Below are 22,314 nucleotides of genomic sequence, written 5' to 3' on the forward strand. Positions count from 1 at the left end.
TCCTCTCAGGCGTTTTCAAAGTGCGTCTTGCGCTGACCGCGCAGGACAATGTCAAACCGGTACGCCAGGCAATCCATCGGATTGGCCGTGCTCATGTCCAGTCTGGCGATCAGGCTCTGCACCGCTTCGGGACTGGCGATGGACTTGACGATGGGGCACATGGCGATGAGTGGATCGCCCTCGAAATACAGTTGTGTGATCAGCCGCGTGGCGATGGACGGGCCGCTGATGGAGAAATGAATGTGCGCCGGACGCCAGTCGTTAGGGCCGTTGCGCCATGGGTAAGGGCCGGGCTTGACGGTGCGAAAGCGGTAATGGCCGTCGCGGTCGGTCAGGCAGCGACCCACGCCGCCGAAATTGGGGTCCAGCGGCGAAAGATAAGCGTCTTTCTTGTGACGGTAGCGACCGCCAGCGTTGGCCTGCCACATTTCAACCAACGTGTGAGGCACCGGCTTGCCGTATTGGTCGATCACCCGCCCGGCCACGATGATCCGCTCGCCGATCGGCAAGCCGCCATGGTTGAAATTGAGCAGCAAGTCATCGTCGTGACGACCGAGTTGCAAGTGAGAGAAGTCGGGACCGCTGGTCTCCGAAATCGACTGGCCGATGCTGACCAGTGCCTGGCGGGGCGAGCGCAGAATCGAGGTCTTGTAGTCCGGCGTGAGGGCTTTGGGGTGCCAGTTGCGATCGCGTATGGCAAAGCGGCTGTCGTGGGTATCGGACATGCCGGTCTCCTTTTTGTCGTTTTTGGAAGGCTGCGCTTGTGGCCACGGCGACCTGAAGCAAGCGATGGGCGCAGTCTGGCGCGCCGAGAGCCTTGGCAAAACTGAAAAAAAACACCGCATCCATAACCAAATGGTTATGGATGTTCGCCCTCACGATAGGCCGTACCCACTTCGCGCAGCGTCTCCACGCACCACTGCGCGGCGATGGACAGGGGCAATGCCGGGTTGCTGCACAGTCCGACCGAACCGCCAGGTTCACGGATTCCCAGCTCCAGCTCGGTCAGTTGCCCATCAGCCAGGTCCTGCCGAACTGCGTCCAGCGGCGCAATCCATACCGCGTCGCTGCACTGCACGTAGCGACGGCTCAACGTCAATGACAGGGTTTCCAGACGCTGGCGTGGCGGCGCGATGCCGTGCTGAACGAACAGGCTGTCGGCGAATTTGCGAATGGTCGTGCCGGCCAGCGGCAGGACCAGCGGGAATTCTTCGAGCCTGGCGCCCTCGCCCTTGAGCAGCGGATGGTCGGCGCGCACCACTAAGGTCATCGACTCGCTGTACAGGTGCTCGAAGCTCAGACCGTATATCTGCGGGCTGTCGGTCATGCGCCCGACCACAAGGTCCAGCTCTGCGAGACGCAATTGCGACAGCAGGTAGGCGCTTGGGCCGGTGACGACGCTGATCACCAGCGCCGGATGACGGGCGTGCAGGCGACGGATCACCTCCGGCACCAGCACGCTTTCAACCGTCGACAGCACCCCCAGGCGCACCGCCACCGGCTCATGCTCGCCAGCGCGCAGGCTGTTCACCCCTTCGCGCAGCGCCTGCACGCTGGGCCCCGCGTAGCGCATGAACGCAACGCCCGCCTCGGTCAGCGCGGCCCCGCTTTTACTGCGCACGAACAGGCTGGCGGACAGCAGCGTTTCCAGCTCCTTGAGGGTTTTCGACAGCGCTGGCTGGCTGATCGCAAGCTTGCCCGAGGCCTTGGCCAGACTGCCCTGACGGGCGACCTCGAGAAAACACAGCAGATGTCGGAATTTGATGCGGGTGTCGATGTTCACGTCGGGGTCGGCCTGGAGTCGCAACGGGCAAAGAGCTCGCGACTTTCCCGCACCCGGCGCGCCGACGCAACCGCAGGACGCAGTAAGCGGCTCATGGCGCCAGCGGCACGGTAAAGCGGAATTCGCTGCCCACGCCGGGCTCGCTGCTGGCGGTCAACTCACCACCATGGGCCTTCACGATTCCTTTGGAGATATACAGCCCAAGCCCGGTGCCGCTCGGATTGCCTTCGCGGATACGCCAGTAGCGCTCGAAGACGTGGGGCAACTGATCGGCAGCGATGCCGTCTCCGGAGTCGACCACGCTGATGACGACCAGGTCGCCTTCGACGCTGGCCGTCACGCTGATCGTGCCCTCCTTCGGCGTGAATTTGATGGCGTTGCCCACCAGATTCGACAGCACCTGAAATATCCGCTCGGGGTCGGCGAACATCTTCAGGTGAGGTTCGCCGGTGAAGCTCAGGTCGATGAACTTGTTCAGCGCCAACGGCGTCAGCAACGTCCAGGCGTCCTCGAAAAACTGACTGACTTCCAGCGCCTGCGGCTCGATCGAGTAACGTCCGGCTTCGATCTTCGAGGTGTCGAGGAGGTCTTCGAGCAGATTGGTCATGCGCGACGTGGCACGCTGCAGGGTGTCGACGGCGGAAATGAGCCGCTTCGACGACGGGCTGACGTCAGCCGCCACCACGCGCTGCATCATGCCGCATTGCATGACAATGACCGTCAGTGGGCTGCGCAAGTCGTGGGACACAACCGCGACGAGCTCATCGCGGGCGCGCACCGCATCTTTTTCACGCAGCACCTGGCGGGACAGATCCGCTTCCAGCGCCGAGCGGCGCAGATCGGAAACGGCGTACAGGTCGCCGACGCTCCAGGCCTGCGCTGTGCCCTCGACCTGCTGTTTCCAGACGTTGAACGATTCTCTCGGTTGCAAACGGTCGCCGACCAGGTGTTTGGCAGTCTCCGGGTTGCCGCTCCAGCTCACGCTGTCGATGACTTCCGGGCGAAACCACAGCACGGCGTTATCCACCGGCTTGGGCAGGCTGATGGCGAGCAGGCCGCTGGCAATGCGCTGGTAGGCACCGGCTTCCGGCAACAAGGCGCTCAGGCTTGACGTTTCGACTGCGGATGTCGCCTGCAGCTGGACCCATTTGAGTAATGCGCCGACCTGCTCGACCGATGGGCAGCGGCCGAACAGGTGCACGTCACCCTCAATGATCACGGCGACGCCCGAGGCTTCGGCCAGCGCCATGAGGGCCTCGGGATGCGCGATCAAGCCGTTGTAGACATCGCCCTCGGCTTCACGCATGGCCGCGGCGAGGGATTTCAACAGGTTTTCCTTGGCCTGGCGCTGCAACTGCGCCTGGCGCTCTTCGAGCATGCTGATCTGCATCGAGAGCACCTGGCCAATGGTCTGACAGGCGGCGCGCAGCGCATGCGGGACTTGCAGCGGCTGGCGATTGCCGCAACTGATCAGTCCCCAGAGCTGATTGTCCTTGAGCAGCGAGATGCTCATGGAAGAGCGAACACCCATGTTGCGCATGTAGTGGCAGTGGATCGGCGACACGCTGCGCAGCACCGCATAACTCATGTCCAGCGGCTGTAGAGTGTCCGGACGCAGTGCCGGAACCATCGGCGCCGGGACATAGGTGGCGTCAGGGATGATGCGCAGCCAGTTGAGCCGGTACAGTTCACGGGCTTGTTCGGGAATATCGCTGGCCGGGAAGAACAGCCCGTCATAGGCGTCCAGCTCAGGGGCGGCCGATTCGGCGATGACTTGACCATGGCCCTGGTCCTGAAAACGGTAAATCAGCACGCGGTCGTAACCGGTCAGCGCACGAATCTCGTTGACGCTGATCTCGTAAAGCGCCTCCAGCGTACCGGCCGTCTGCAACCGACGCAGGGTCCGGCTCAGGTGCAAGTCCAGCGATGGCCTGTGCGCCTCGTCGAGCACCGGCTCCAGTTCGATGAACACGACGCCGTCGTGGCGATGCAGCAGGCCGTCCAGTTGCAAAGCGCCGCAGACCAGCGCAAGCGGATTGACCTCCTCGAGGTGCCCGTTCGACAGCGCCTCGCGTATCAGCCCGGCCTGTTCCTCACCCAGCCATCGCGACAACGGCTGGCCGGCCGCGATATCCCCCGCGAGCCCCAGCAACTGCCGGGCATTGGCGCTGGCCTGCTGAACGGTCCAGTGCTGTTCGTCAACCGTCAACAGCACGCCATGGGGCTGGATCGCGCCGGGAATCCGAATGGGCTCGTCGGCGCAGGTGTTCAGCAGTGCGCGGACATCTTGCTGATTATCGGGCGTCATGCAGTACTCCTGCGCGTTCCAGCCAGCGTTCGAAACAGCTGAAGGTGGTGCATGCCGCGTTCACGACCTGCAGGTTGTGCGCCGGGTGATCGAACTCAACCAGGCGCTTGAGAAATGCTTTCCACAACCGACCGGTGTCCCGGCCATAGACATCGAGAAATTCGCCGCCGGTGTCGGCGTCGATCGCCAGCTTGTCGGCGACAATGCGACGCAGCACTTGACCGCCGAGGGTAGCGCCTTCCATTACATACATCGTGCCGAGCAGATGAGCGATGCTGTCGATGGGTGGAAGGTCAGCGCAGACAGGCAGCGCCTGGATCGCATCGGCGCTGAGGCCCAAGGCATGGAGGTCCTTCGTCAGCGCGGGTGTCTTTTGTCGCTCAGACGACTTGAACAGCCCGCTGCCGAACGCCTCGACGCGTTGCTCGAGTGTGAGATGAAAACCGTAATACGCCTCGATCAGCCGGCGGTAGGTGTCAAGGTCGAAGTCGGCGCGCATGAAAGGAAGCCTGGCTTCCAGTGCGCGGTGTTGAGCCCCGGTTGCACTGCGCAACATCGTCAGGACTTCAGGGACGCTCGCGGCGCGAACGGGTTGCAGCTCGGGGGTGACATCAACCAAGGCCGGGGTTGTCCTTCAGGATCCGGAGAACGGGCTTGAAGTATCAGCCTTCGTGCACCCGCCGACAAGTTGATATCAGTGACAACGGCGACCCCGCCGCCGAAAAGGCAGCGGGGCCGTGCCGAAAGGCAAGACGACTGTTGGTCAGAAAATGTAGTCGGTGGTCAGGAAGCTCGATTCGCGGTTATGGATGATGTCGCTGATCAAGGCCTTGTTGCTTTCCTGAAACTTGGTCGCCACCAGCGTGCGGATGGAGAAGACCCGCAGGGCATCATGAACCGACAAGGTGCCTTCGGCGGAGTTTTTCCGGCCGTTGAACGGGAAGCTGTCCGGGCCGCGCTGGCACTGGGCATTGATGTTGATGCGCCCGACCTGGTTGGCGAAGGCATCGACCAGACGACCGACCTGCTTGGGATCGTTGCCGAAGATACTCAGCTGCTGGCCGAAGTCCGAATCCAGTACGTATTCGATCACGCTGTCCAGGTCGCTGTAAGCAACCACGGGTACGACCGGGCCGAACTGTTCTTCGTGATAAACGCGCATCTGCGGGGTGACCGGGTACAGCACCGCCGGATAGAAGAACTGCTCGTGGGTCGTGCCGCCGCCTTCGTTGACCACTTTGGCGCCTTTGCTGATGGCGTCATCGACCAGCCCTTGCAGGTAATCGGTCTTGCCCGGCTCCGGCAGCGGGGTCAGTGACACACCCGCTTCCCACGGCATGCCCGGCTTGAGCTGAGCCAGTTTCTCCTCGAATTTCTCGAGGAAGCTGCCGACGACGTTTTCATGCACGAAGAGGATTTTCAGCGCGGTACAACGCTGCCCGTTGAACGACAGGGAACCGGTGATCGCTTCGGCAACCGCGTTGTCCAGATTGACGTCCGGCAGCACGATGCCCGGGTTCTTGGCGTCCAGACCCAGCGCGGCACGCAGGCGGTGCGGCTTGGGGTGCAGCTTTTTCAGGGCGCTGGCGGCCTTGTTGGTGCCGATGAAGGCGAACACGTCGATCTTGCCGCTGGCCATCAGGGCGCTGACGGTTTCGCGACCACTGCCGTAGATCACGTTGATCACGCCGGCCGGGAAGCTGTCGCGGAAGGCTTCCAGCAGAGGACGAATCAGCAGCACGCCGAACTTGGCTGGCTTGAAGACCACGGTGTTACCCATGATCAACGCCGGAATCAGCGTGGTGAACGTCTCGTTCAACGGATAGTTGTAGGGGCCCATGCACAGGGTGACGCCCAGCGGCACGCGGCGGATCTGCCCAAGGGTGTCCTGTTCCAGCTCGAAACGGCTCGAGCGGCGGTCCAGTTCCTTCAAGGCATTGATGGTGTCGACGATGTAGTCGCAGGTGCGGTCGAACTCTTTCTGTGAGTCCTTGAGGTTCTTGCCGATTTCCCACATCAGCAGCGTCACGACAGCATCGCGCTGCTCGCGCATCAGCTTGAGGAAGGTTTCGACGTGATGAATACGGTCAGCCACGCGCATCGTCGGCCACGCGCCCTGCCCCCGGTCGTAGGCTTTGACGGCGGCGTCCAGCGCGGTCATCGCAGTGTCGGCGTCCATCAACGGCGTGCTGCCCAGCACCACCGGTTCAAGGCCTGCGTCCGTCTTCAACGACACAGGGCTGAGCACCGGCGCCAACGGCCCTTGCCACTGGCGCAACTCGCCGTTGACCAGATAATCCCGCTGCTCGATGGCAGGACCGGCGCGAAATTGTTCAGGGATGTCTTCGGCGCGCGGGTACAGGTTGTCCAGGCGGTTTTGCAGGGTCATCTCGCTTTACCTCTTCCAGTCGGTCATCGTGCAAACAGACCGACACTACGCCACAGCCGAACGGGAATGAAAAGAGTTGCAAGAAATGTCACGCGCAGGTGACAGAAGGCGCAGGGCTGAAACGATTGAGCTGCCAGCCCGGCGCAGGCCGGGTTAAGCCGGGCGGCCCCAGGCCACCGCCGTTTGGTTGCGGCCTTCTGCTTTGGCCTTGAACAACGCCCGGTCGGCGTGGCCAAGCAATGCATGAACGTCCCGATCGGCATCGCTCAACGATGCGACGCCAAGGCTGGCGGTGATGCCGCCGTGATGGTCGCACGCAATCGCAGCGATATCTCGGCGCAGTTTCTCGGCAATGGCGTGAGCGACGTCTGGCGACGTGTCCGTCAGCAGCAACGCGAACTCCTCGCCTCCAAGCCGGCCGCAGACATCGGCCTCGCGCACCGAATCGCAGATGACCGCGCCAATCTGGCGCAACACCTGATCACCGGCCTGATGGCCGTAGCGGTCGTTGATCTGTTTGAAATGGTCGATGTCCAGCATCAGCGCGCACAGCGGCAGGCGGTTGCGCCAGCAATGGTCGTAGGCGCGCTCAGCGTGATGAAAGAACGCACGACGGTTTTTCAGCCCGGTCAGTTCGTCAGTCTGCGCGGCATGGGTCGCAATGCGGTGGGCATGTTCCATTTCGCGGGTCAGACGGAAGGCTTTCTCCATTGCCAACGACAGCTTGCGGGTCGCGCTGGCGACGAACGATGCGAACACCAACGAAGCCAACGCCATGCCGACCTGGGTAGCCTCAGGCTGGAACAGCAACCACGTCGAGCATGGCAGCAGCACCAGGGCGATAGCCACCAGGGTCATCGAGCGGTAGGCCGAGTAACAGGCCACCGCACTGACCGACATTCCCACCGCAAACAGTAACACCAGCGTCTGCGTGAGCAGATCACCCGGCTGCATCAATGCCACCGCCCCGCCGCCCCAGATGCCCGCCGACAGCACCAGCGTGAGCCAATAAGTGGTTTCCCAGCGCTTCGGTGTGCGCCCGGCTTCGGCGCAACGAAAATAGGTGGTCAGCATGATCAGGCGCAAGGAAGTTGAGCCACCGAGCAGTGCCAGCCAGCCGATGATCAGGCCGTGAGCGGCGCGGTCCCAGCACAGCCAGGACAACATCAGCGCCGCGAGCAGGCTGCCGAAAACCGAGAAAAAACTTTGGCGAAACAACAGCTGCAAACGATCGGTTCGCACTTGGGCCCGTATCTGGACGTCGCGATCATGTTGAAACTCGAGGAGGTACATCTGCTCCGCCCGGCCCTGCCAAGATGACATGGCGCAGATTGTGGCACCGTGCTACTGCAGCGCACAACTCGCTCGCCCATCATTTGCAAGAAATCGGATCCTCATCAGCTTATTTGCGACGAAAGGGTCAGCAGCGTCCCGCCAGAGGCTCTATATCGGACGATGCAGCGCGACGGACGATTGCACCCGGCGCGTACGGGTCCGTCAATATGTGCCGATGCGGTGGTCCAGAATTGCTCTGAGCCTCAGGGCATTCGCGGTGGCAGCGCCGCTGGCGGTGTTGTCGAAAATGCACCATGACGGCCTGCCAGCCCGGGCGCTGGACAGCAGATCGTCAGCGAGGCGTTGCAGATAGGCCTCGTCGTAAGGGCTGTGATAAATGCGCGGCGCGCCGTGCAAGCGCCAGTAGTTTAGGCCGATATTCAGCCCCGCCTGACCCAACGGGGCGGCGTCATTGCTGATGCGCGACGGGTCGACTGCAGCTTGGGTAATGCCATGGGCCGCGAGCATCGGCGAGGCCTGCGCCCAGGACTCGTGCCGGGGTTCGAGCACCAGCGGACCGCGATAGCGCTCACGCAGGTGAGTGAAGAACGCCTCGGCGACCGATGCATCGCACGCCAGCTTTGGCGGCAGTTGCAGCAGCAGACACCCCAACCGTTCACCCAACGCCATGCACTGATTCAAAAACTCATCCAATGGATCTTCGCACTGCTGCAAGCGTCGCTCATGGGAAATCAGCTTCGGGATTTTCACCGAAAACCGGAACGCCGGCGGGACCGACTCCGCCCAGCGCAGGTAAGTTTGCGGCCGATGAGGCCGATAGAACGAGCTGTTGATTTCCACCGCGTTCAGCTGCAAGGCGTAACGCTGCAGGTGCGTGCCGTCAGCCGGGAACGCCGGCGCGTGCTCGCGGCCAATGCTCCAGCCCGCGCAGCCGACGAATATCGCAGCGATGCTCAATACAGCACCTTCGCCGCTTCACGCATGAATATTTCCACGGTCTTGGGCCCGATGCCCTCGAACGCCTGCAACCGCTTTTCAAAGTCGTCGCGGCTGTCACTGACCTCCCGGATACGCCCTACCTTGCCGCCGTACTCGCTATTGAGCCGGGCGGCCAGTGCCAGCAGGCGCTCGGCAGTTGTTTCGTCATATCGCACGTAATTGGCCTCGCCCAGCATTCTCACCAGCTCGCGATGGGTGCAATGGGCAAGTTTACGCGGCGTGTCACGCTGGTGTTCGTCGACGATGACGCGGTAAGCCTGTTCCGCAATCTGCGCCTGAATCCTCTTGCCCATCAGAAAGCTTGCCAGCAACCATTTGAACAGCGCGTCTTCATGGGCGCCGGCCAGGTCGATGTTCAAGTCATGTGCGGTAATGGTTTTGTTCATGTCGTCCTCCGATCTTCGCTAGACCGCGGTCCTGTCGACGAAATTCAACGGCATATTCATATCTGCGTCGCTTTCGCCGCACGGTGCGACACATCCTGCATCAGGTATTTCATCGACGTCGTACAAAATGTTAGGTTGCGAACGATTCTGATCGAGCGATCAGTTATTCCAATCGACTGCAGCAAAGGAATGCCCCACGCAATGAACGTTCAATTCAAGCGCCTGGCTTCGGCCGCTCTGGTGCTCGCCAGCCTGTCATCCTTCGCCACCACGGCGTCCGCCACCCTCAGCGCGCAACAGAGCGCAGACATCCTGACTCGCTTCAACGACACGTCGGTCAAGGATTTCCGACATTTCCTCGATCGTCTGGGCAAGAGTGATCTTGCGAAAACCGACGATCTGACCCCGACCATCCGCGCTTATCTCGCCAACAAGCCGCTTTCCGCGCAGCAGCAGAATGATGTTTATCGCCTGCTGGGGCTCTACACGCGGCTGAAATACGGCAGCGCTGCAACGCAGACTTTGCGCGAGCTGGTGGAAATTCCGACCTTCCAGACGCAAGGCGTCCCCCAGCACGACAACCCGGCGTTCATCAAGATCGCGGCAAAGATCGAGCGTCTGGCCAAGGCCTTCGACCTGAAGTTTCGCAACGTCGACAATCGCGTCTATGAAATTTCCCTCGACGGCAGTGGCAAGGAACTGGTCGGCATCCATGCCCACGCCGACGTGGTGCCCGTGACGCCGGAGAACTGGGTGCTGCAGGACGGCACCCGACTGGACCCGTTCAAGGTCACGCAGATCGGCGATCGCATGTACGGCCGAGGCACCGAAGACGACAAGAACGGCATCGTCGTCGCGCTCTACGCGATGAAGACCATCAAGGAGGAACACCTGCCGCTGGCGCGCAACTTCAAACTGCTGATCGACACCACCGAAGAAACCTCCGGGGATGCCATTCCGTATTATTTCGAGCGCAACCCGACGCCTGAGTACAACCTGGCGCTGGATGGCAGTTACCCGGTGGTGATTGCGGAAAAAGGCTACGGCACGGTGATGGCGAGCTTCCCGCGCAAACCGGCGACGGGCAGCGGCGCAGAAATCACGACGATGACCGGCGGCATGGCCACCAACCAGATCCCGTCCCGCTCGGTGGCCACGTTCGTGACCGACACGCCCGCCGAGCTTGCAGCCAGCCTGCAAAAGGCAGGCGCCGAATACGTGGCGCAGAACGGCGGTAACTTCCAGGTGGACGCCAAGGTGGCTGGCAAGGACGTCAGCCTGACGGTGACGGGCGTGTCGGCGCACTCATCGGAGCCTCAGTCGGGCGTCAACCCGGTCGCGCGGATGCTCGGCTTCATCAACAGCCTGAACGGCAAGGTCGCGCTCAAGCACAACTACGTCACCGACGCCTCGCAGTATGCCGCCGACAATTGGGGCCTGGACTATCTGGGCAACCGACTGGGCGTAGCGTTTTCCGATGACTTCATGGGGCCGCTGACGGCCTCGCTGACCTATGTCGCCCTGGATGACCAGGCCTTCAAGCTCGCGGTCAACCTGCGCGTACCCAAGGGCAAGTCGCCTGAGACGCTCAAGCAGGAAATCGCCGGAAAAATCGACGCCTGGAGCGCCAAAACCCACATTGCGGCGACCTTCGATTACAAGATTGCCGAGCCGATGTACCGCAATCCAGAGGGAGAATGGGTCAAGGCGTTGCTCGCTGTCGCCAGCGAAAACCTGGGCATGGCGCACACGTTCGGGACCTCGGCGGGCGCAACGTCCGTGCATGAATTGCCCAACGGCGTGCAGTTCGGTCTGGCGCGTCCGGATGTCAAATACACCGGGCACACCGACGCCGAATTCAAGACCACCGAGCAATTCCTGCTGGATCTGCAGATCGTGACCGAGATGCTGGGTCGCGTGGGCCAACTGCCGAAACTCTGACCGCTGACTGCGAACCCGCTGTGCGGCGGGTTCGCAGCCCTTACCGGGCAATTATCGCGTTAGCCGACATTTCTTCGGGTCAAGCCAGTCGCGCTGCCCAGTCTGCCACCGGATCGCCGCTGGACAGGTCGGCTTGCACCAATCCGTCGATCATGAACGTTGGCGAAACGTGGATGCCGTTCTGCCGCGCGTATTTGCAGTGCCACTTGATCGGCCCCTGTAGCTGAGGGTCGGCGAATGCCTGGGCAAGTTTCACACCGCTGTACTGCTCGATACGGGCGATGATCTGGTTCGGTGTCGCGTCCATGTTCGGCCCTGCTGCGTGGTGCTCGAACTCGAACTCCTCACGATGCGCCGCCACGGCGGCCATGACCGCCTTGGCGTCTGCCTTGCCGCCCGGCAGTGTCGACGCCGCCAGAATGCAGCGTACGATGACGCCGGAAAACATGTGCCAGGGCTGCGACTGCAGGCGGATCTTCACCGTGATGTTGTCTTCGCCCGCCTGAGCGAGCAGCTCATCGAGCTTGTTGAACGCCTTGACCGAAAACGGACAGGTCGGCTCCAGAAACACTTCAAAGATACGAGGCCCGTGGCCCCAGGAAAGGTCGTCTGCTTGCATGGTTCATCCTGTTCGATGGGTGTTGCGCGAAGGCGGTCTGAGCATTGAAAGCCCCGAATCGGACCGCCTTCGATGAGCGGGTCATGAACCGCCGGCCGGGCTCGCCAGACAGACCATGGCGGCGGCCAGGTTGCCGCGTCTGGCCTGTCGAACCGGCGGAGCGTCGCGCCCGATAGTGCCCCATACGCGCCGACATGGCGAATCACTTGCGTTATTAAACGACCCCTATCGCCGGACCGAACGCGCGCTGTGCACCCATCAACCGATGATGATCGTGCCGGTGGCAATGACCACGCAGGCCAACAGCTTGCGCAGATTCAGCGACTCGCCCAGAAAGAAGTAACCGATCAAAGCGGCAAACAGCACGCTGGTTTCGCGCAGCGCCGACACTGCGCCCATCGGCGCGGCGGACATCGCATAAATGATGATGCCATAGGCCAGCAGCGAAACCAGTCCACCGACCGCTGCCGTGATCAGGCCGGGACGCCAGGTGAACAGGCTGCGCGTGTCTCGCAAAGCGATGTAGACCATCGGCATCAGCACGCCCCACATCGCGCACATCCACACGGTATATGCCATGGGCGCGCCGGACAGGCGTGCGCCAATGCCGTCGGTCACGCTGTACGCGGCGATGAAACAGCCTGTGCCCAAGGCGTACGGCAGGCTGGGCACGGCCAGTCGGCGACGCTTGAATGCCAGCGAGATGATGCCGGCGGACACCAGCCCGATGCCCGCCAGCGTACTCGCGCTCACCGCCTCGCCGGCAAATGCCGCGGCACACAAGGTGATAAGGATGGGTGACGAACCGCGGGATACCGGGTAGGTCTGGCCCAGCTCTCCGACCTGATAGCTGCGCACCAGAAACAGGTTGTAGCCCACATGCAGCACTGCCGAGAGCCCGGCATAAAACCAGCTCGCCGATGCTGGAGGCGGCAGCACCCACGCTGCGGCCGTGCTGGCGATCGCCACCGCGATGCACATGACTGTCATGGACCAGAGTCGGTCGGCACCGCCGCGCAGAAGCGCGTTCCAGCTGGCGTGCAGCAGCGCGGCGAAGAGAACCAGCAGAATGATATGAATAGGCATGCCCCATCCTAGGCAAAGCTGCCAGGCGAATGAAGCGAAGTCTCCTCATCGCCTCATGAGTAAATACTCATGCTTCTCTGCCATAGCGCAGGCCGGCCTTCGTCGATTCCTCCAGCAGCCAGTCGTGAAACCGAATGATGTGAGGCTGTGACTCGATGCCCTTGGGACAAACGAAGTAATAACCGACCGGCGACGCGAACGGCACGTCGAACAGCCGGACCAGACGCCCGTCGGCCAACTCTGCTTCCACGTGACCGCTGCGCGCCAGGGCGATGCCCTGACCGAGCAGCGCCGCTTCGACGGTCATGTTGGTGTCGGCGAACCTGACGCATTCGTTCAGCGGCGAAATTCCCAGCCCGACCTGCTGAAACCAGACTTCCCACTTCGGCACCAGGTCGACGCCGTCGCGCGTCAGCAAGGGATAACGCAACAGCTCGGCGGGAGTACGCGGGACGCCAAAGCGCTGCAACAAATCGGGGCTGGCCACCGGAAAAATCTGTTCCCGGAACATGAAGTCCGAATAAAGCGCGGGGTAGTTGCCGTTGCCCAGACGGATGGCGACATCGGCCTCGCCGGCAGAAAAACGGATCGCCACGTCGGTGGTTTCCAGGGTCACCAGAATGTCCGGATGTTGCTGGGACAGCCCCGGCAAGCGGGGCAGCAGCCATTTCAGCGCGAACGAATACGTGGTGCTGACCTTCAACCTGACCCGGCCCTTTTCCTCCCTCAATTCCGAAAGTGTGGCCTCAAGGTTCATGAAAAACTCACGCACGATGGGCGCCAGTGCTGCGCCTGCGGGCGTCAGATTCAATGACTTGCCCCGCTCGAAGAGCTGCAGTCCCCAAAGGTCTTCGAGGTGCCGAAGTTGATGACTCACAGCGCTCTGCGTGACGTGCAGTTCCTGTGACGCGGCAGTGAAGGTGGCGTGCCGGGTGGCGACCTCGAAGGCGCGCAAGGTGGACGTGGGTGGCAGGTCTCTCATATCAGGTTCTCGGCAGCGACCGCGAGGGCGTGGTGCATGAAGGGTGGCTCATGATAAAGCAGCCGTCACGGGCATTTACAGCGACGTCGTCCGAGGGCTTCATCCGTCAGCGCCTGCGCATTCTTTCGCCAGCCAGCGGTCACAGCGTTGTAGCGTCGGCCGGGCATTCTCAGGGCCGATACTGACGCCCGAGCACACATCGGCGGACGTTCGTGGTACGCGGCAGGGCGCGGATCGGGCATCTGCCTTTGAACTACGGCCTGCTGAACAGTCCGCGCGTCGCCCGCCCTGCATCATTGGAAAGGAGCAAACCGTGAAAGAGATCCACGCGGGTGTGTTGAAAACGGCTTATCGGGACCTCGGCCCCGATGACGGGCCGGCTGTCGTGCTGCTGCACGGGTTTCCCTACGACATTCATGCTTACGACGACGTGGCTGAATCCCTGGCGCAGGCAGGCTGTCGCTGCATCGTGCCGTACTTGCGTGGGTACGGGCCTACGCAATTCATCGATGCGCAAACCCTGCGCTCCGGCGAGCAGGCCGCGCTGGGCGCTGACCTGCTGGCGTTGCTCGATGCGCTGCAGATTCAGCGCGCAGTGCTGGCCGGATATGACTGGGGCGGCCGCGCAGCTTGCGTTGTCGCCGCCTTATGGCCAGAGCGTGTGATTGGTCTGGTGAGCGGCGATCCGGGTTACAACATTCAGGACATCTCGGCCGCCGACACGCCGGCATCGCCCGAGGCGGAACGACGTTTGTGGTATCAGTATTACCTTCACGGCGCGCGAGGCTACGCAGGACTTGCCGCCCATCGCGAGGCGTTCTGCCGTTTACTCTGGGCCTCCTGGTCACCGGACTGGTTGTTCAGCGATGCGACCTTTCAGGCGTCGGCCCAGTCATTTGCCAACCCGGATTTTGTCGACGTAGTCACTCACTCCTACCGTCATCGCTTCGGCCTGGTGGAAGGCGATCCGCGCTATGCCGAGATCGAGCGCGCCTTGGCGCAGCGCCCGCCTATTACGGTTCCGACGGTCATTTTGAGTGGTGGCAGCGATGGCGTGTCCTCCCGGCGCGATGATGCGACGGCCAAGCGCGGCTTCGACGGCCCGGTCAGCCGACACGTGTTGGCGGGGATTGGTCATAACGTGCCACAGGAAGCGCCGGCCGAATTCGCTCAGGCGGTCATGAGCCTGCTCGCCCGGTGAGCCACGGCCCGCACCTGTGACGGCTCATCCGCACTGGAGTCAGGCGTTTTCGACCCGCGGACAGGCCTTTGCTGCACCGCTTTGGAGCGCTATCTGTTTAGTGCATGGGCCATACCGAACCGTCATAATGTTTCATCTTTTAGCATGGTAGTCTCGCCGCACTTTTAGCTTGGCGTAGATCGTTATCTTCGATGATGGCCAGAAACAGGAAGCCTCATGTCCAGAATTTCCCACTCAGCTCTACGCCGCAATTTCCGAGAACTCCTGGCCTCGAAGGCTTGCTTCGAAACCGCGTCGGTATTTGATCCGATGTCTGCGCGGATCGCCGCGGACCTGGGCTTTGAAGTCGGCATTCTGGGCGGTTCGGTCGCCTCGCTGCAGGTTCTCGCGGCACCGGATTTCGCTTTGATCACCCTGAGCGAATTCGTCGAACAGGCGACCCGCATCGGCCGCGTCGCGCAGTTGCCTTTCATTGCCGACGCCGACCATGGCTACGGCAACGCCCTGAACGTCATGCGCACGGTAGAAGAGCTGGAGCGCGCAGGCGTTGCCGCACTGACCATCGAAGACACGCTGCTGCCCGCGCAATACGGACGCAAATCCACCGACCTCATCACCATCGGCGAAGGCATCGGCAAGGTTCGCGCTGCGCTGGAGGCGCGCGTTGACCCTGAGCTTTCGATCATTGCCCGCACCAACGCCGGTGTCCTGCCGGTCGAAGACATCATCGCGCGCACCAAAGCGTACGAAGAGGCCGGCGCCGACGGCATCTGCATCGTCGGCATCAAGGATTTCACCCACCTGGAGCAGATCTCGGAGAACCTGACCGTCCCGCTGATGCTGGTGACCTATGGCAATCCGGAGCTTAACGACGCACAGCGTCTGGCAGATGCCGGCGTGCGCATTGTGGTCGCAGGCCACGCGGCCTACTTCGCGGCGATCAAAGCCACCTACGACAGCTTGCGCGCCCAGCGCCAGATCACCCGCAGCACTTCCAACCTGAGCGCGACGGAACTGACCCATACCTACACGCTGCCGGAAAGCTACGTGGCATGGGCCAAAGAGTTCATGAACGTCAAGGAATGAACCCGGCGTTACGGCCCGTCTTGTCGGCGGCGCCGTCATCGATGGACAGTTGGCATCGCGCCTTCAATTACTCTGATCTGCTTCAACCCTACCCGCTCGGCCTGCTGCAGGATTTCTTCGTGAGTCGCATCCGCGGCAGGCATCATCAGGCTGTTTTCCCCATCGCCGAAATGCAACTGGAGCAAGTGCATCGCTGCCTCGTGCACCGGCAAATGCGCCTGTTTGAGGTCGATGGCGAAGGTTCTCGGTTGGTCGTTGAACTGATATTCAAGGGTATAAACGGGCATGGCTTGTCCTCGGGCAATAATGGGCGGGTATTATCCTGACTCGCCAGTCAATTTTTAGTTCAGCGGCTCTTATCGTTTCGAACGGCTGATCGATGTCGGTCTGTCGGGCGGTATAAACGGACGGCAGGTGGCAGGCGTCGGTCGCCGTTTGGGCCAATCACGACCACCCAGGGCCTTCTTCGGACCGGGCAGGCAGTTCGGCAATCATCGGCCAGCGGTCATGCACCCACTCGAAGGCTGGGGGCGGCGTTGTGGTGACGACGTAAACGCGGCGCTCTTCGGCCTCACCGATCAGCAGGCATTCCAGGCCGTACCCTTGGGTCATCTCGAACCAATGGGAGACGCGCGCGGCGTCTTTTTCCATGTAGCCGCTGACCAGCCCCAGGGCACGTTGGGGGTGATATTTGTCCCACCCGCCACGCTCGATGGTTTCTCGCTTTGCCCAGCCCCCTTGCGGGCCGCTGCCAGGCTGCTCCTTGCGCCGTCCCCACGGCACCCAGCCTAGTTCCGTGCCGTCTTCGAGCATCACCGGAAACGCTGCTTTCGGATTGGGAAAGTACACTTTGACCGGCACGTACGCCCTGTTCTTGTCTTTCGCTTCGACCCCGCCACACATATCAATCACCCCGTCGGATTTTGGCTCATACAGCGTTGACCCGGAGAACGCCGTTTAGTTAACTGTATATAAATACAGTTATTCAGCAAAGGCCGGTCATGCAATTCGTCATCACACCCAGGCGCCGACAAGGCATCGCGCTGCAGATGGTTCCTCCCAAACGCACGACCGCGATACAGGGGGAGCTGGTCATTATGAACCGCGTCTGCGAGCAACTGAACCGGCATTCGAACGTCGCGAGCCTGCGGCCCATCTACGGGACGGGCCGCCTGCTGTTACCCGAGCTTTTCGACGCGACTCTCTCGGCGATGGCCCGCGAGGGATTCACCCTCAGCGGCATCGAGTTCGACGGTGAGCGGTGGTACGCGCAATCCTGGTGGTGTCGGCCGATTGATTAAGGGAGAACAAGGTGAAATGGGCAACGAGGACATCAGAAATCGCGAGCTGGAGCTCTGGAATATCCTGCTCAACCACGAGGGTCGCCGGGAGCTGGCCATCGATCACTGGAGCGGAGAACTCACCGGCCACGCCATGACGCTGGCCCGGCTTGAGGTCATCAGCGCAGAAGAACTGCAAGAGATGCTCGAATACGCCGACGCTGCTTATAGCCATGCCATCGAGCAAAGCCACACCCGCGAATGGGAACGCGGTAATAAGCGATAGACGCAAGGGGTAAATGGCCGCTGCCGTGGGCACCCCGGCGCCGATGCGGGAAATTGCGTTGAACTTACGTGGCGCCAGCAAGATCCTTTTTATCGCGCCTGATGCATTCACGCTGAGGAACGGCGTTGGGCCGCCAACGAAAAGGAGCCGACATGACTGACACGACTTATCCGCCCTACCCGACCAGGCCTTCGCCGCTTCATGCCCTGCTGCTGGCCGGCGCCGTGCCGCTGTTTCTCGGCGGCCTGCTGAGTGACATCAGCTACTACAACACCTACCAGATTCAGTGGAGCAACTTCGCCGCGTGGCTGATTGCCGGCGCGCTGGTGTTCTGCGGGTTTGCCCTGCTGTTCGCGCTGGTCAACCTTGTTCGCGCCGAGCACAAAGGCGGAAGGCCCACGGTGTATTTCCTGCTTCTGCTGGTCACCTTCGCGCTGGGGCTGGTCAATGCGTTCGAGCACGCCAAAGATGCCTGGGCCGTCATGCCGTCGGGCCTGGTGCTTTCGGTCATCGTCACTGTGCTCAGCGTGATTGCAGCATTCACCGGGCTTGGCGGCCTGCGCACGGGAGGTGCACGATGAAACGTCTGTATCCATTAACGGCCCTGACCATGGCGTTGCTGCTCAGTGCGTGCGGCAGCGAAAGCGACAGCACCCAGGCCAGCGGACCGGATCCGAAGATGCCGGCCCCACAGCGCGGGCTGCTGCCCAGCATGAAGATCGCCGAGCCGGCGGCCTGGGGCGATCAGAAGCCGACCGTCCCGGAAGGCTACAGCGTGACGGCCATCGCGACCGACCTGAAGATTCCACGGCAGACCCTCGTGCTGCCCAATGGCGACATTCTGGTAGCCGAGGGTCGTGGCGGCAGTGCCGCGAAACTCAAGCCCAAGGATGTCATCGCCAGTTACATCAAGGCCGAAGGCAACACCAGGGTCAAAGGTGGCAATCGCCTGACCCTGCTGCGCGATGCGGACGGCGACGGCGTCTATGAGTTGAACACGGTGTTTGCCGATAACCTTAACGCGCCCTATGGCCTGGCGTACGCCAATGGCAAAATCTACGTGGCCAATCAGGACGCACTGGTGCGCTTCGATTACGCAGACGGCCAAACCAAGGCCACTGCCGCGCCGACGACCATTACCGAGCTGCCCTCGCAGATCAACCACCACTGGACCAAATCCCTGGCGATCAGTGAGGACGCGCGCTTCTTGTACGTGGGGATCGGCTCGAACAGCAACGTCACTGAGCGCGGCATGGAAGTCGAACTCGACCGCGCCCGGGTCTGGCAAATCGATGCGCAGACCGGCGCTCACAGACCGTACGCGACAGGCCTGCGCAACCCGACCGCAATGAAGGTTCAACCGGGCACCGGTCAGCTGTGGACCGTGGTCAACGAGCGTGATGAACTGGGCCCGGACCTGGTTCCGGATTACCTGACCTCGGTGCGCGAGGGCGCCTTCTACGGCTGGCCTTACAGCTATTGGGGCCAGAACGTCGACACCCGCGCCCAGCCGCAAAACCCGGACAAGGTCGCGTCGGCCATCAAACCCGACTACAGCCTGGGTTCGCACGTCGCAGCGCTGGGCGTCGATTTTTCCATACCGGCGATGGGCGACAAGTTCGCCAACGGTGTATTTGTCGGACAGCACGGCAGCTGGAACCGCGACAACCCGGTCGGCTACAAGGTGGTCTTCGTACCGTTCAGCAACGGCCGCCCCGCGGGGGATCCCGTGGACTTCGCGACAGGCTTTCGTGGCAACGACGGCAAGACCCGCGGCCGCCCCGTGGGTGTGACGGTAGACCCGCGCGGTGCGCTGATCATCGCCGACGACCTGTCCAACACCGTATGGCGCGTGACCCGCAACAAATGACCCGTTGACCGACCGACTGCGTCACGCGTGAATGGCTCATAGAACCGGCTTTCGCCCGGAAGGCGTCGAGTGGCACACCGCATGACTGACGGTGGCCACAACAACCTCTTCCCGGCTGAAGCCGGTCCTACGATTGGCTGAGTTGTGTCGGGATATCACGGCTGCGGCCGGTCCTATTGGCTCACCGTGTTGCCGTCAGGCGCCGGTGTCGGCGTCGGCGGCCTTGACGGGCGAGGACTGCGGTATCCGGTCCGTCGCACGGCGTCCGAGATTTCCGGTGTTCACCATACGATCAGCGTGACTTCGCAACGAGATTTCCCGGTCTTGCAGCGTCAACACCATTCGGGTAGTTAACAATGCCCCGCTCGAGTCGCCTGCTTCTTTTAGCGTGACTGACACCTCCATCAGCTGCCGCGCCAGCAATAACAGATCGTCTGCAGTATCGTAGAGATCCTGAGCAAGCGACTCGCGCCGCTTTCGCTTCCACATACAATCCCCCTTCACACAACCAAGCGCCTCGCCACACCGCAAGGCGCCTTCATCAACATCCCGGATTTTCCGGCCTCCCTTAGATACGAGGCTGGAGCGTCAATGGATGCAGCTTACGTTGAGTTCGACAAACTTGTCAGAGGCTGGCAGTGGAATGCAGGCGCACCTGCACGCGACGCGCAAATCTACAAGCTGATGGAGCCCGAAGAAGCGGTGTCAGTTCAGAGCAATCGACGACGGGAAAATAATAAGGGAGGTTGAGTGAAAGCAGTCGAGCAGTTTTGAGGTCCGTCACCCGATTGCCGGTGTGACGCCTGATCCTCAAAGGTCTGCCCGCCCTTCTGAAATTTGGCTCCACGACCTGGACTCGAACCAGGGACCCAGTGATTAACAGTCACTTGCTCTACCAACTGAGCTATCGCGGAATGCGCGCTATCTTACTGATTGAAAAAGGGAAGTCAAGCAATCGGGCAAATTTTTTTGCAATGGCCGACGCCCGCTTGCTTGCCTGAAACATGCCCCGCCTGATGACCGTCATGCGGGGCTTGAAGAACGCCCCTCAGGCCTTTGTGTAGCGCAGCCAGACCGCGCCGCCTTCCTGCACCTCCGCTGAGGTCAGGGTCAGGTGGGCGGGCTGTTTCCACGCCTCGGCTGAAACCTCGAACGACGCCGGGTGTTCGCCGCGACCATCGATCAGCGGCAGGATCAGCACGCTGACCTCATCCACCAATCCGGCATTGACGAATGAACCGCTGACATGTGGCCCACCTTCCACGATCAGGCGCTTGCAACCCAGTTCCGAGCCCAGAATGTCGACCACCAGGGCCAGATCGATGTCGTGTTTTCCGGCAAAAATGTAGGACACCTGAATGGATTGCAGGTATGCCAGGTAATCATCGGACACGCCTTCAGTCAGCACTTCGATGACGTGTGAATCCAGCGCCTGATTATTCTTCCAGCCGACTTTGCCGTGGGGGTCGATCGACACGGCGTACGTCTTGGCATTGCGCTCGGCAAAATAGTGCGTGCGCGGGATCGGCGTGCTGGCCATTCCCTTCGGAAAGCCCTCGTCGTGGGCAATTTCCTGCATCGTTACCCGACCGCAGATCCAGGCATCGAACGCAAAGGTCTGCGCGAGTGTTTCGTAGAGATCCCCTGCCGACTTCTTGAACGCACGATCCCAACCGTCGGTGAGGGCGTGGCCGTCGAGGGACGACATCATGTGACAGATGACATAAGGCTGCATGGCAGGCTCCATGGAAATGGGTGGTCTAGAGCCGACCCGGAACGCCATCGATTAGTTCAGCGCGCAAACACCGTTCGCACCCGCTGGTTGCGTTGCGAGTCAGGCGACTCGCCGCGCGGCGACGCATTTGATTTCCACGAGTAGCCCTGGGTGCGCCAGCTCCGACACGCCGACGCAGGTCCAGGCGCAAAGCCCTATGGGAAAGACGCGATTCTTCACCTCTCTGAACACCGCCATGTGCTGCGACATGTCAACGTGGTAGGTGGTCATTTCGACAACGTCCTCAAACGAGCAATCGGCCGCTGCCAGTACGCTGCGCAGATTCTCCCAGGCCGCCGTGAACTGTTGCTCCGGGTCTTCGATGACCTGCAAATCCGCCGTGCGCCCGACTTGCCCGGCACAAAACAGCAGATCGCCCACCCTGACCGCAGGCGCGTAGCCGGCCCGTTCGACAATGGTTTTCATGGCGCGGGGAACGATAATCTCGCGTTCGGTCATTGCTGCTCTCTCACTGAAAAACAGCGAATCTATCAGGTCTGGCCGGGCCTTGAAGATCAGTTTACAACGTCGTTCGTCATCAAAGCCGCGCGCCCGCAGGCCCTGCGCTCAAACGGGTTGGCCGATCAACTGGCGCAGCGGCGGTTTTCTGTCCAGGCGCCTGCAGCGGCACCGCCAGCCAGTGCTCCATCTTCTGCGCCTGCTCGGTGAAACGCTCGAACAAGCGACCCATCGCGGCGCTGTCGAGGAGTTGAAAAGGCTGCCGGGCCCACAAGATCACCTTCTTCTGCTCCACCAGTGCGCCCGTGAGGATCGGCGGGTGCTCAAGGCCGAGCAAATTGGTCTGCAGCAGGATCGCCAGAGTTTCGGGATCGCCAAACCGTTCTTCGGACACTGGAAGCAAGCAACTCATGGTCAGGAAATCATTGGGGCTTTCCTTGAATTCAACGCTCAGACCGCTTTCCAGGGTCATGACGTAACTGGTGGCCGCGTCCAGCCCCCGGCCATCGAGCCGGAGCAGTTGAAACACCGGAAGCAGTACCTGTTTTAGCTGGCTTGCCATGGCTGAG

25 protein-coding genes and 1 tRNA gene are annotated in these 22,314 nt (G+C 61.7%); 8 read left to right on the forward strand and 18 right to left on the reverse strand.

Annotated elements, in window-relative coordinates:
• Nucleotides 1-5: 5 nt before the first annotated feature.
• The 8 genes from pcaH to BMZ10_RS03560 form a co-directional block, all read right to left on the reverse strand.
• A complete protein-coding gene (pcaH, locus tag BMZ10_RS03525; RefSeq protein ID WP_093458649.1) occupies nt 6-725 on the reverse strand; it encodes a protocatechuate 3,4-dioxygenase subunit beta in 720 nt (239 codons plus the stop codon).
• A gap of 134 nt (nt 726-859) precedes the next feature.
• Nucleotides 860-1,783, reverse strand: a complete 924-nt coding sequence (gene pcaQ, locus BMZ10_RS03530; RefSeq protein ID WP_093458650.1) for a pca operon transcription factor PcaQ — start codon at nt 1,781-1,783, stop codon at nt 860-862.
• 91 nt (nt 1,784-1,874) lie between these two features.
• On the reverse strand, nt 1,875-4,091 hold the full coding sequence (locus BMZ10_RS03535; protein WP_093458651.1) for an ATP-binding protein: 2,217 nt from the start codon (nt 4,089-4,091) through the stop codon (nt 1,875-1,877).
• The gene (locus BMZ10_RS03540) at nt 4,078-4,647 is read right to left on the reverse strand and encodes a biliverdin-producing heme oxygenase (RefSeq protein WP_093459970.1); all 570 of its coding nucleotides are present in this window, start codon (nt 4,645-4,647) and stop codon (nt 4,078-4,080) included. The genes BMZ10_RS03535 and BMZ10_RS03540 overlap by 14 nt, the downstream gene beginning before the upstream one ends.
• Nucleotides 4,648-4,854: 207 nt before the next feature.
• Nucleotides 4,855-6,480: an NADP-dependent glyceraldehyde-3-phosphate dehydrogenase gene (locus tag BMZ10_RS03545; RefSeq protein WP_093458652.1), complete on the reverse strand. Its 1,626-nt coding sequence runs from the start codon at nt 6,478-6,480 to the stop codon at nt 4,855-4,857.
• Nucleotides 6,481-6,633: 153 nt separating this feature from the next.
• Nucleotides 6,634-7,803, reverse strand: a complete 1,170-nt coding sequence (locus BMZ10_RS03550) for a GGDEF domain-containing protein (protein WP_256214333.1) — start codon at nt 7,801-7,803, stop codon at nt 6,634-6,636.
• 174 nt (nt 7,804-7,977) lie between these two features.
• A complete protein-coding gene (locus tag BMZ10_RS03555; protein ID WP_093458654.1) occupies nt 7,978-8,733 on the reverse strand; it encodes a DUF72 domain-containing protein in 756 nt (251 codons plus the stop codon).
• Nucleotides 8,730-9,161 (reverse strand): HhH-GDP family DNA glycosylase, encoded by a 432-nt coding sequence (locus BMZ10_RS03560; protein WP_093458655.1) that lies wholly within the window; start codon nt 9,159-9,161, stop codon nt 8,730-8,732. The genes BMZ10_RS03555 and BMZ10_RS03560 overlap by 4 nt, the downstream gene beginning before the upstream one ends.
• 201 nt (nt 9,162-9,362) lie before the next feature.
• On the opposite strand from BMZ10_RS03560, the gene BMZ10_RS03565 reads away from it, so the two are divergent.
• Nucleotides 9,363-11,102, forward strand: coding sequence for a dipeptidase (locus BMZ10_RS03565; RefSeq protein WP_093458656.1), 1,740 nt, complete (start codon nt 9,363-9,365; stop codon nt 11,100-11,102).
• Between the two features lie 79 nt (nt 11,103-11,181).
• On the opposite strand, the gene BMZ10_RS03570 is transcribed toward BMZ10_RS03565, so the two are convergent.
• The 3 genes from BMZ10_RS03570 to gcvA form a co-directional block, all read right to left on the reverse strand.
• On the reverse strand, nt 11,182-11,721 hold the full coding sequence (locus tag BMZ10_RS03570) for a DsbA family protein (RefSeq protein WP_093458657.1): 540 nt from the start codon (nt 11,719-11,721) through the stop codon (nt 11,182-11,184).
• A gap of 258 nt (nt 11,722-11,979) precedes the next feature.
• Nucleotides 11,980-12,807, reverse strand: coding sequence for a DMT family transporter (locus BMZ10_RS03575; RefSeq protein ID WP_093458658.1), 828 nt, complete (start codon nt 12,805-12,807; stop codon nt 11,980-11,982).
• A 67-nt stretch (nt 12,808-12,874) separates the two neighbouring features.
• Nucleotides 12,875-13,789 (reverse strand): transcriptional regulator GcvA, encoded by a 915-nt coding sequence (gcvA, locus tag BMZ10_RS03580; RefSeq protein WP_093458659.1) that lies wholly within the window; start codon nt 13,787-13,789, stop codon nt 12,875-12,877.
• A 313-nt stretch (nt 13,790-14,102) separates the two neighbouring features.
• Between gcvA and BMZ10_RS03585 the strand changes: the two genes are divergently transcribed.
• The gene (locus tag BMZ10_RS03585; RefSeq protein ID WP_093458660.1) at nt 14,103-14,990 is read left to right on the forward strand and encodes an alpha/beta fold hydrolase; all 888 of its coding nucleotides are present in this window, start codon (nt 14,103-14,105) and stop codon (nt 14,988-14,990) included.
• A gap of 216 nt (nt 14,991-15,206) precedes the next feature.
• The gene (locus BMZ10_RS03590; RefSeq protein ID WP_093458661.1) at nt 15,207-16,076 is read left to right on the forward strand and encodes an isocitrate lyase/PEP mutase family protein; all 870 of its coding nucleotides are present in this window, start codon (nt 15,207-15,209) and stop codon (nt 16,074-16,076) included.
• Between the two features lie 35 nt (nt 16,077-16,111).
• Here BMZ10_RS03590 and BMZ10_RS03595 read toward each other — a convergent pair whose 3' ends face one another.
• Together BMZ10_RS03595 and BMZ10_RS27830 are read right to left on the reverse strand one after the other, a co-directional pair.
• Entirely contained in the window at nt 16,112-16,363 is a 252-nt protein-coding gene (locus BMZ10_RS03595) for a hypothetical protein (RefSeq protein WP_093458662.1), read from the reverse strand.
• Nucleotides 16,364-16,520: 157 nt separating this feature from the next.
• Nucleotides 16,521-16,979 (reverse strand): hypothetical protein, encoded by a 459-nt coding sequence (locus BMZ10_RS27830; RefSeq protein WP_218147164.1) that lies wholly within the window; start codon nt 16,977-16,979, stop codon nt 16,521-16,523.
• Nucleotides 16,980-17,077: 98 nt separating this feature from the next.
• Between BMZ10_RS27830 and BMZ10_RS03610 the strand changes: the two genes are divergently transcribed.
• The 4 genes from BMZ10_RS03610 (at nt 17,078) to BMZ10_RS03625 (ending at nt 19,512) form a co-directional block, all read left to right on the forward strand.
• Complete coding sequence (locus BMZ10_RS03610; protein WP_093458663.1) at nt 17,078-17,377, forward strand: hypothetical protein; 300 nt, start codon at nt 17,078-17,080, stop codon at nt 17,375-17,377.
• A gap of 16 nt (nt 17,378-17,393) precedes the next feature.
• Nucleotides 17,394-17,642, forward strand: coding sequence for a hypothetical protein (locus BMZ10_RS03615; RefSeq protein WP_093458664.1), 249 nt, complete (start codon nt 17,394-17,396; stop codon nt 17,640-17,642).
• A 152-nt stretch (nt 17,643-17,794) separates the two neighbouring features.
• On the forward strand, nt 17,795-18,223 hold the full coding sequence (locus BMZ10_RS03620) for a DUF2231 domain-containing protein (RefSeq protein WP_093458665.1): 429 nt from the start codon (nt 17,795-17,797) through the stop codon (nt 18,221-18,223).
• The gene (locus BMZ10_RS03625) at nt 18,220-19,512 is read left to right on the forward strand and encodes a PQQ-dependent sugar dehydrogenase (RefSeq protein ID WP_093458666.1); all 1,293 of its coding nucleotides are present in this window, start codon (nt 18,220-18,222) and stop codon (nt 19,510-19,512) included. The genes BMZ10_RS03620 and BMZ10_RS03625 overlap by 4 nt, the downstream gene beginning before the upstream one ends.
• Before the next feature lie 195 nt (nt 19,513-19,707).
• On the opposite strand, the gene BMZ10_RS03630 is transcribed toward BMZ10_RS03625, so the two are convergent.
• A complete protein-coding gene (locus tag BMZ10_RS03630; RefSeq protein ID WP_093458667.1) occupies nt 19,708-20,001 on the reverse strand; it encodes a hypothetical protein in 294 nt (97 codons plus the stop codon).
• 102 nt (nt 20,002-20,103) lie between these two features.
• Between BMZ10_RS03630 and BMZ10_RS27650 the strand changes: the two genes are divergently transcribed.
• On the forward strand, nt 20,104-20,262 hold the full coding sequence (locus tag BMZ10_RS27650; protein WP_177182034.1) for a hypothetical protein: 159 nt from the start codon (nt 20,104-20,106) through the stop codon (nt 20,260-20,262).
• An 88-nt stretch (nt 20,263-20,350) separates the two neighbouring features.
• On the opposite strand, the gene BMZ10_RS03635 is transcribed toward BMZ10_RS27650, so the two are convergent.
• The 4 genes from BMZ10_RS03635 to BMZ10_RS03650 all read right to left on the reverse strand — a co-directional run bounded on the left by BMZ10_RS03635 (nt 20,351) and on the right by BMZ10_RS03650 (nt 22,307).
• Nucleotides 20,351-20,426: transfer RNA gene (locus BMZ10_RS03635), tRNA-Asn, on the reverse strand.
• Nucleotides 20,427-20,560: 134 nt separating this feature from the next.
• Complete coding sequence (locus tag BMZ10_RS03640) at nt 20,561-21,247, reverse strand: RibD family protein (RefSeq protein ID WP_093458668.1); 687 nt, start codon at nt 21,245-21,247, stop codon at nt 20,561-20,563.
• Nucleotides 21,248-21,346: 99 nt separating this feature from the next.
• Nucleotides 21,347-21,745 carry a RidA family protein gene (locus BMZ10_RS03645; RefSeq protein ID WP_093458669.1) on the reverse strand — a complete coding sequence of 133 codons (399 nt, stop codon included), beginning with the start codon at nt 21,743-21,745 and terminating at the stop codon, nt 21,347-21,349.
• A gap of 79 nt (nt 21,746-21,824) precedes the next feature.
• Nucleotides 21,825-22,307, reverse strand: a complete 483-nt coding sequence (locus BMZ10_RS03650) for a CesT family type III secretion system chaperone (protein ID WP_093458670.1) — start codon at nt 22,305-22,307, stop codon at nt 21,825-21,827.
• Nucleotides 22,308-22,314 lie beyond the last annotated feature (7 nt).

The organism is Pseudomonas sp. NFR16, from assembly GCF_900108875.1.
Lineage (GTDB): Bacteria > Pseudomonadota > Gammaproteobacteria > Pseudomonadales > Pseudomonadaceae > Aquipseudomonas.

Excerpts from the sequence above, each read along its gene's own strand:
- pcaH (WP_093458649.1), bottom strand. The coding sequence starts at position 725 with ATGTCCGATACCCACGACAGCCGCTTTGCCATACGCGATCGCAACTGG.
- BMZ10_RS03535 (WP_093458651.1), bottom strand. The coding sequence starts at position 4,091 with ATGACGCCCGATAATCAGCAAGATGTCCGCGCACTGCTGAACACCTGC.
- BMZ10_RS03540 (WP_093459970.1), bottom strand. The coding sequence starts at position 4,647 with ATGTTGCGCAGTGCAACCGGGGCTCAACACCGCGCACTGGAAGCCAGG.
- BMZ10_RS03545 (WP_093458652.1), bottom strand. The coding sequence starts at position 6,480 with ATGACCCTGCAAAACCGCCTGGACAACCTGTACCCGCGCGCCGAAGAC.
- BMZ10_RS03550 (WP_256214333.1), bottom strand. The coding sequence starts at position 7,803 with ATGTCATCTTGGCAGGGCCGGGCGGAGCAGATGTACCTCCTCGAGTTT.
- BMZ10_RS03560 (WP_093458655.1), bottom strand. The coding sequence starts at position 9,161 with ATGAACAAAACCATTACCGCACATGACTTGAACATCGACCTGGCCGGC.
- BMZ10_RS03565 (WP_093458656.1), top strand. The coding sequence starts at position 9,363 with ATGAACGTTCAATTCAAGCGCCTGGCTTCGGCCGCTCTGGTGCTCGCC.
- BMZ10_RS03570 (WP_093458657.1), bottom strand. The coding sequence starts at position 11,721 with ATGCAAGCAGACGACCTTTCCTGGGGCCACGGGCCTCGTATCTTTGAA.
- BMZ10_RS03575 (WP_093458658.1), bottom strand. The coding sequence starts at position 12,807 with ATGCCTATTCATATCATTCTGCTGGTTCTCTTCGCCGCGCTGCTGCAC.
- gcvA (WP_093458659.1), bottom strand. The coding sequence starts at position 13,789 with ATGAGAGACCTGCCACCCACGTCCACCTTGCGCGCCTTCGAGGTCGCC.
- BMZ10_RS03590 (WP_093458661.1), top strand. The coding sequence starts at position 15,207 with ATGTCCAGAATTTCCCACTCAGCTCTACGCCGCAATTTCCGAGAACTC.
- BMZ10_RS03595 (WP_093458662.1), bottom strand. The coding sequence starts at position 16,363 with ATGCCCGTTTATACCCTTGAATATCAGTTCAACGACCAACCGAGAACC.
- BMZ10_RS27830 (WP_218147164.1), bottom strand. The coding sequence starts at position 16,979 with ATGTGTGGCGGGGTCGAAGCGAAAGACAAGAACAGGGCGTACGTGCCG.
- BMZ10_RS03610 (WP_093458663.1), top strand. The coding sequence starts at position 17,078 with ATGCAATTCGTCATCACACCCAGGCGCCGACAAGGCATCGCGCTGCAG.
- BMZ10_RS03615 (WP_093458664.1), top strand. The coding sequence starts at position 17,394 with ATGGGCAACGAGGACATCAGAAATCGCGAGCTGGAGCTCTGGAATATC.
- BMZ10_RS03620 (WP_093458665.1), top strand. The coding sequence starts at position 17,795 with ATGACTGACACGACTTATCCGCCCTACCCGACCAGGCCTTCGCCGCTT.
- BMZ10_RS03625 (WP_093458666.1), top strand. The coding sequence starts at position 18,220 with ATGAAACGTCTGTATCCATTAACGGCCCTGACCATGGCGTTGCTGCTC.
- BMZ10_RS03630 (WP_093458667.1), bottom strand. The coding sequence starts at position 20,001 with ATGTGGAAGCGAAAGCGGCGCGAGTCGCTTGCTCAGGATCTCTACGAT.
- BMZ10_RS27650 (WP_177182034.1), top strand. The coding sequence starts at position 20,104 with ATGGATGCAGCTTACGTTGAGTTCGACAAACTTGTCAGAGGCTGGCAG.
- BMZ10_RS03640 (WP_093458668.1), bottom strand. The coding sequence starts at position 21,247 with ATGCAGCCTTATGTCATCTGTCACATGATGTCGTCCCTCGACGGCCAC.
- BMZ10_RS03645 (WP_093458669.1), bottom strand. The coding sequence starts at position 21,745 with ATGACCGAACGCGAGATTATCGTTCCCCGCGCCATGAAAACCATTGTC.
- BMZ10_RS03650 (WP_093458670.1), bottom strand. The coding sequence starts at position 22,307 with ATGGCAAGCCAGCTAAAACAGGTACTGCTTCCGGTGTTTCAACTGCTC.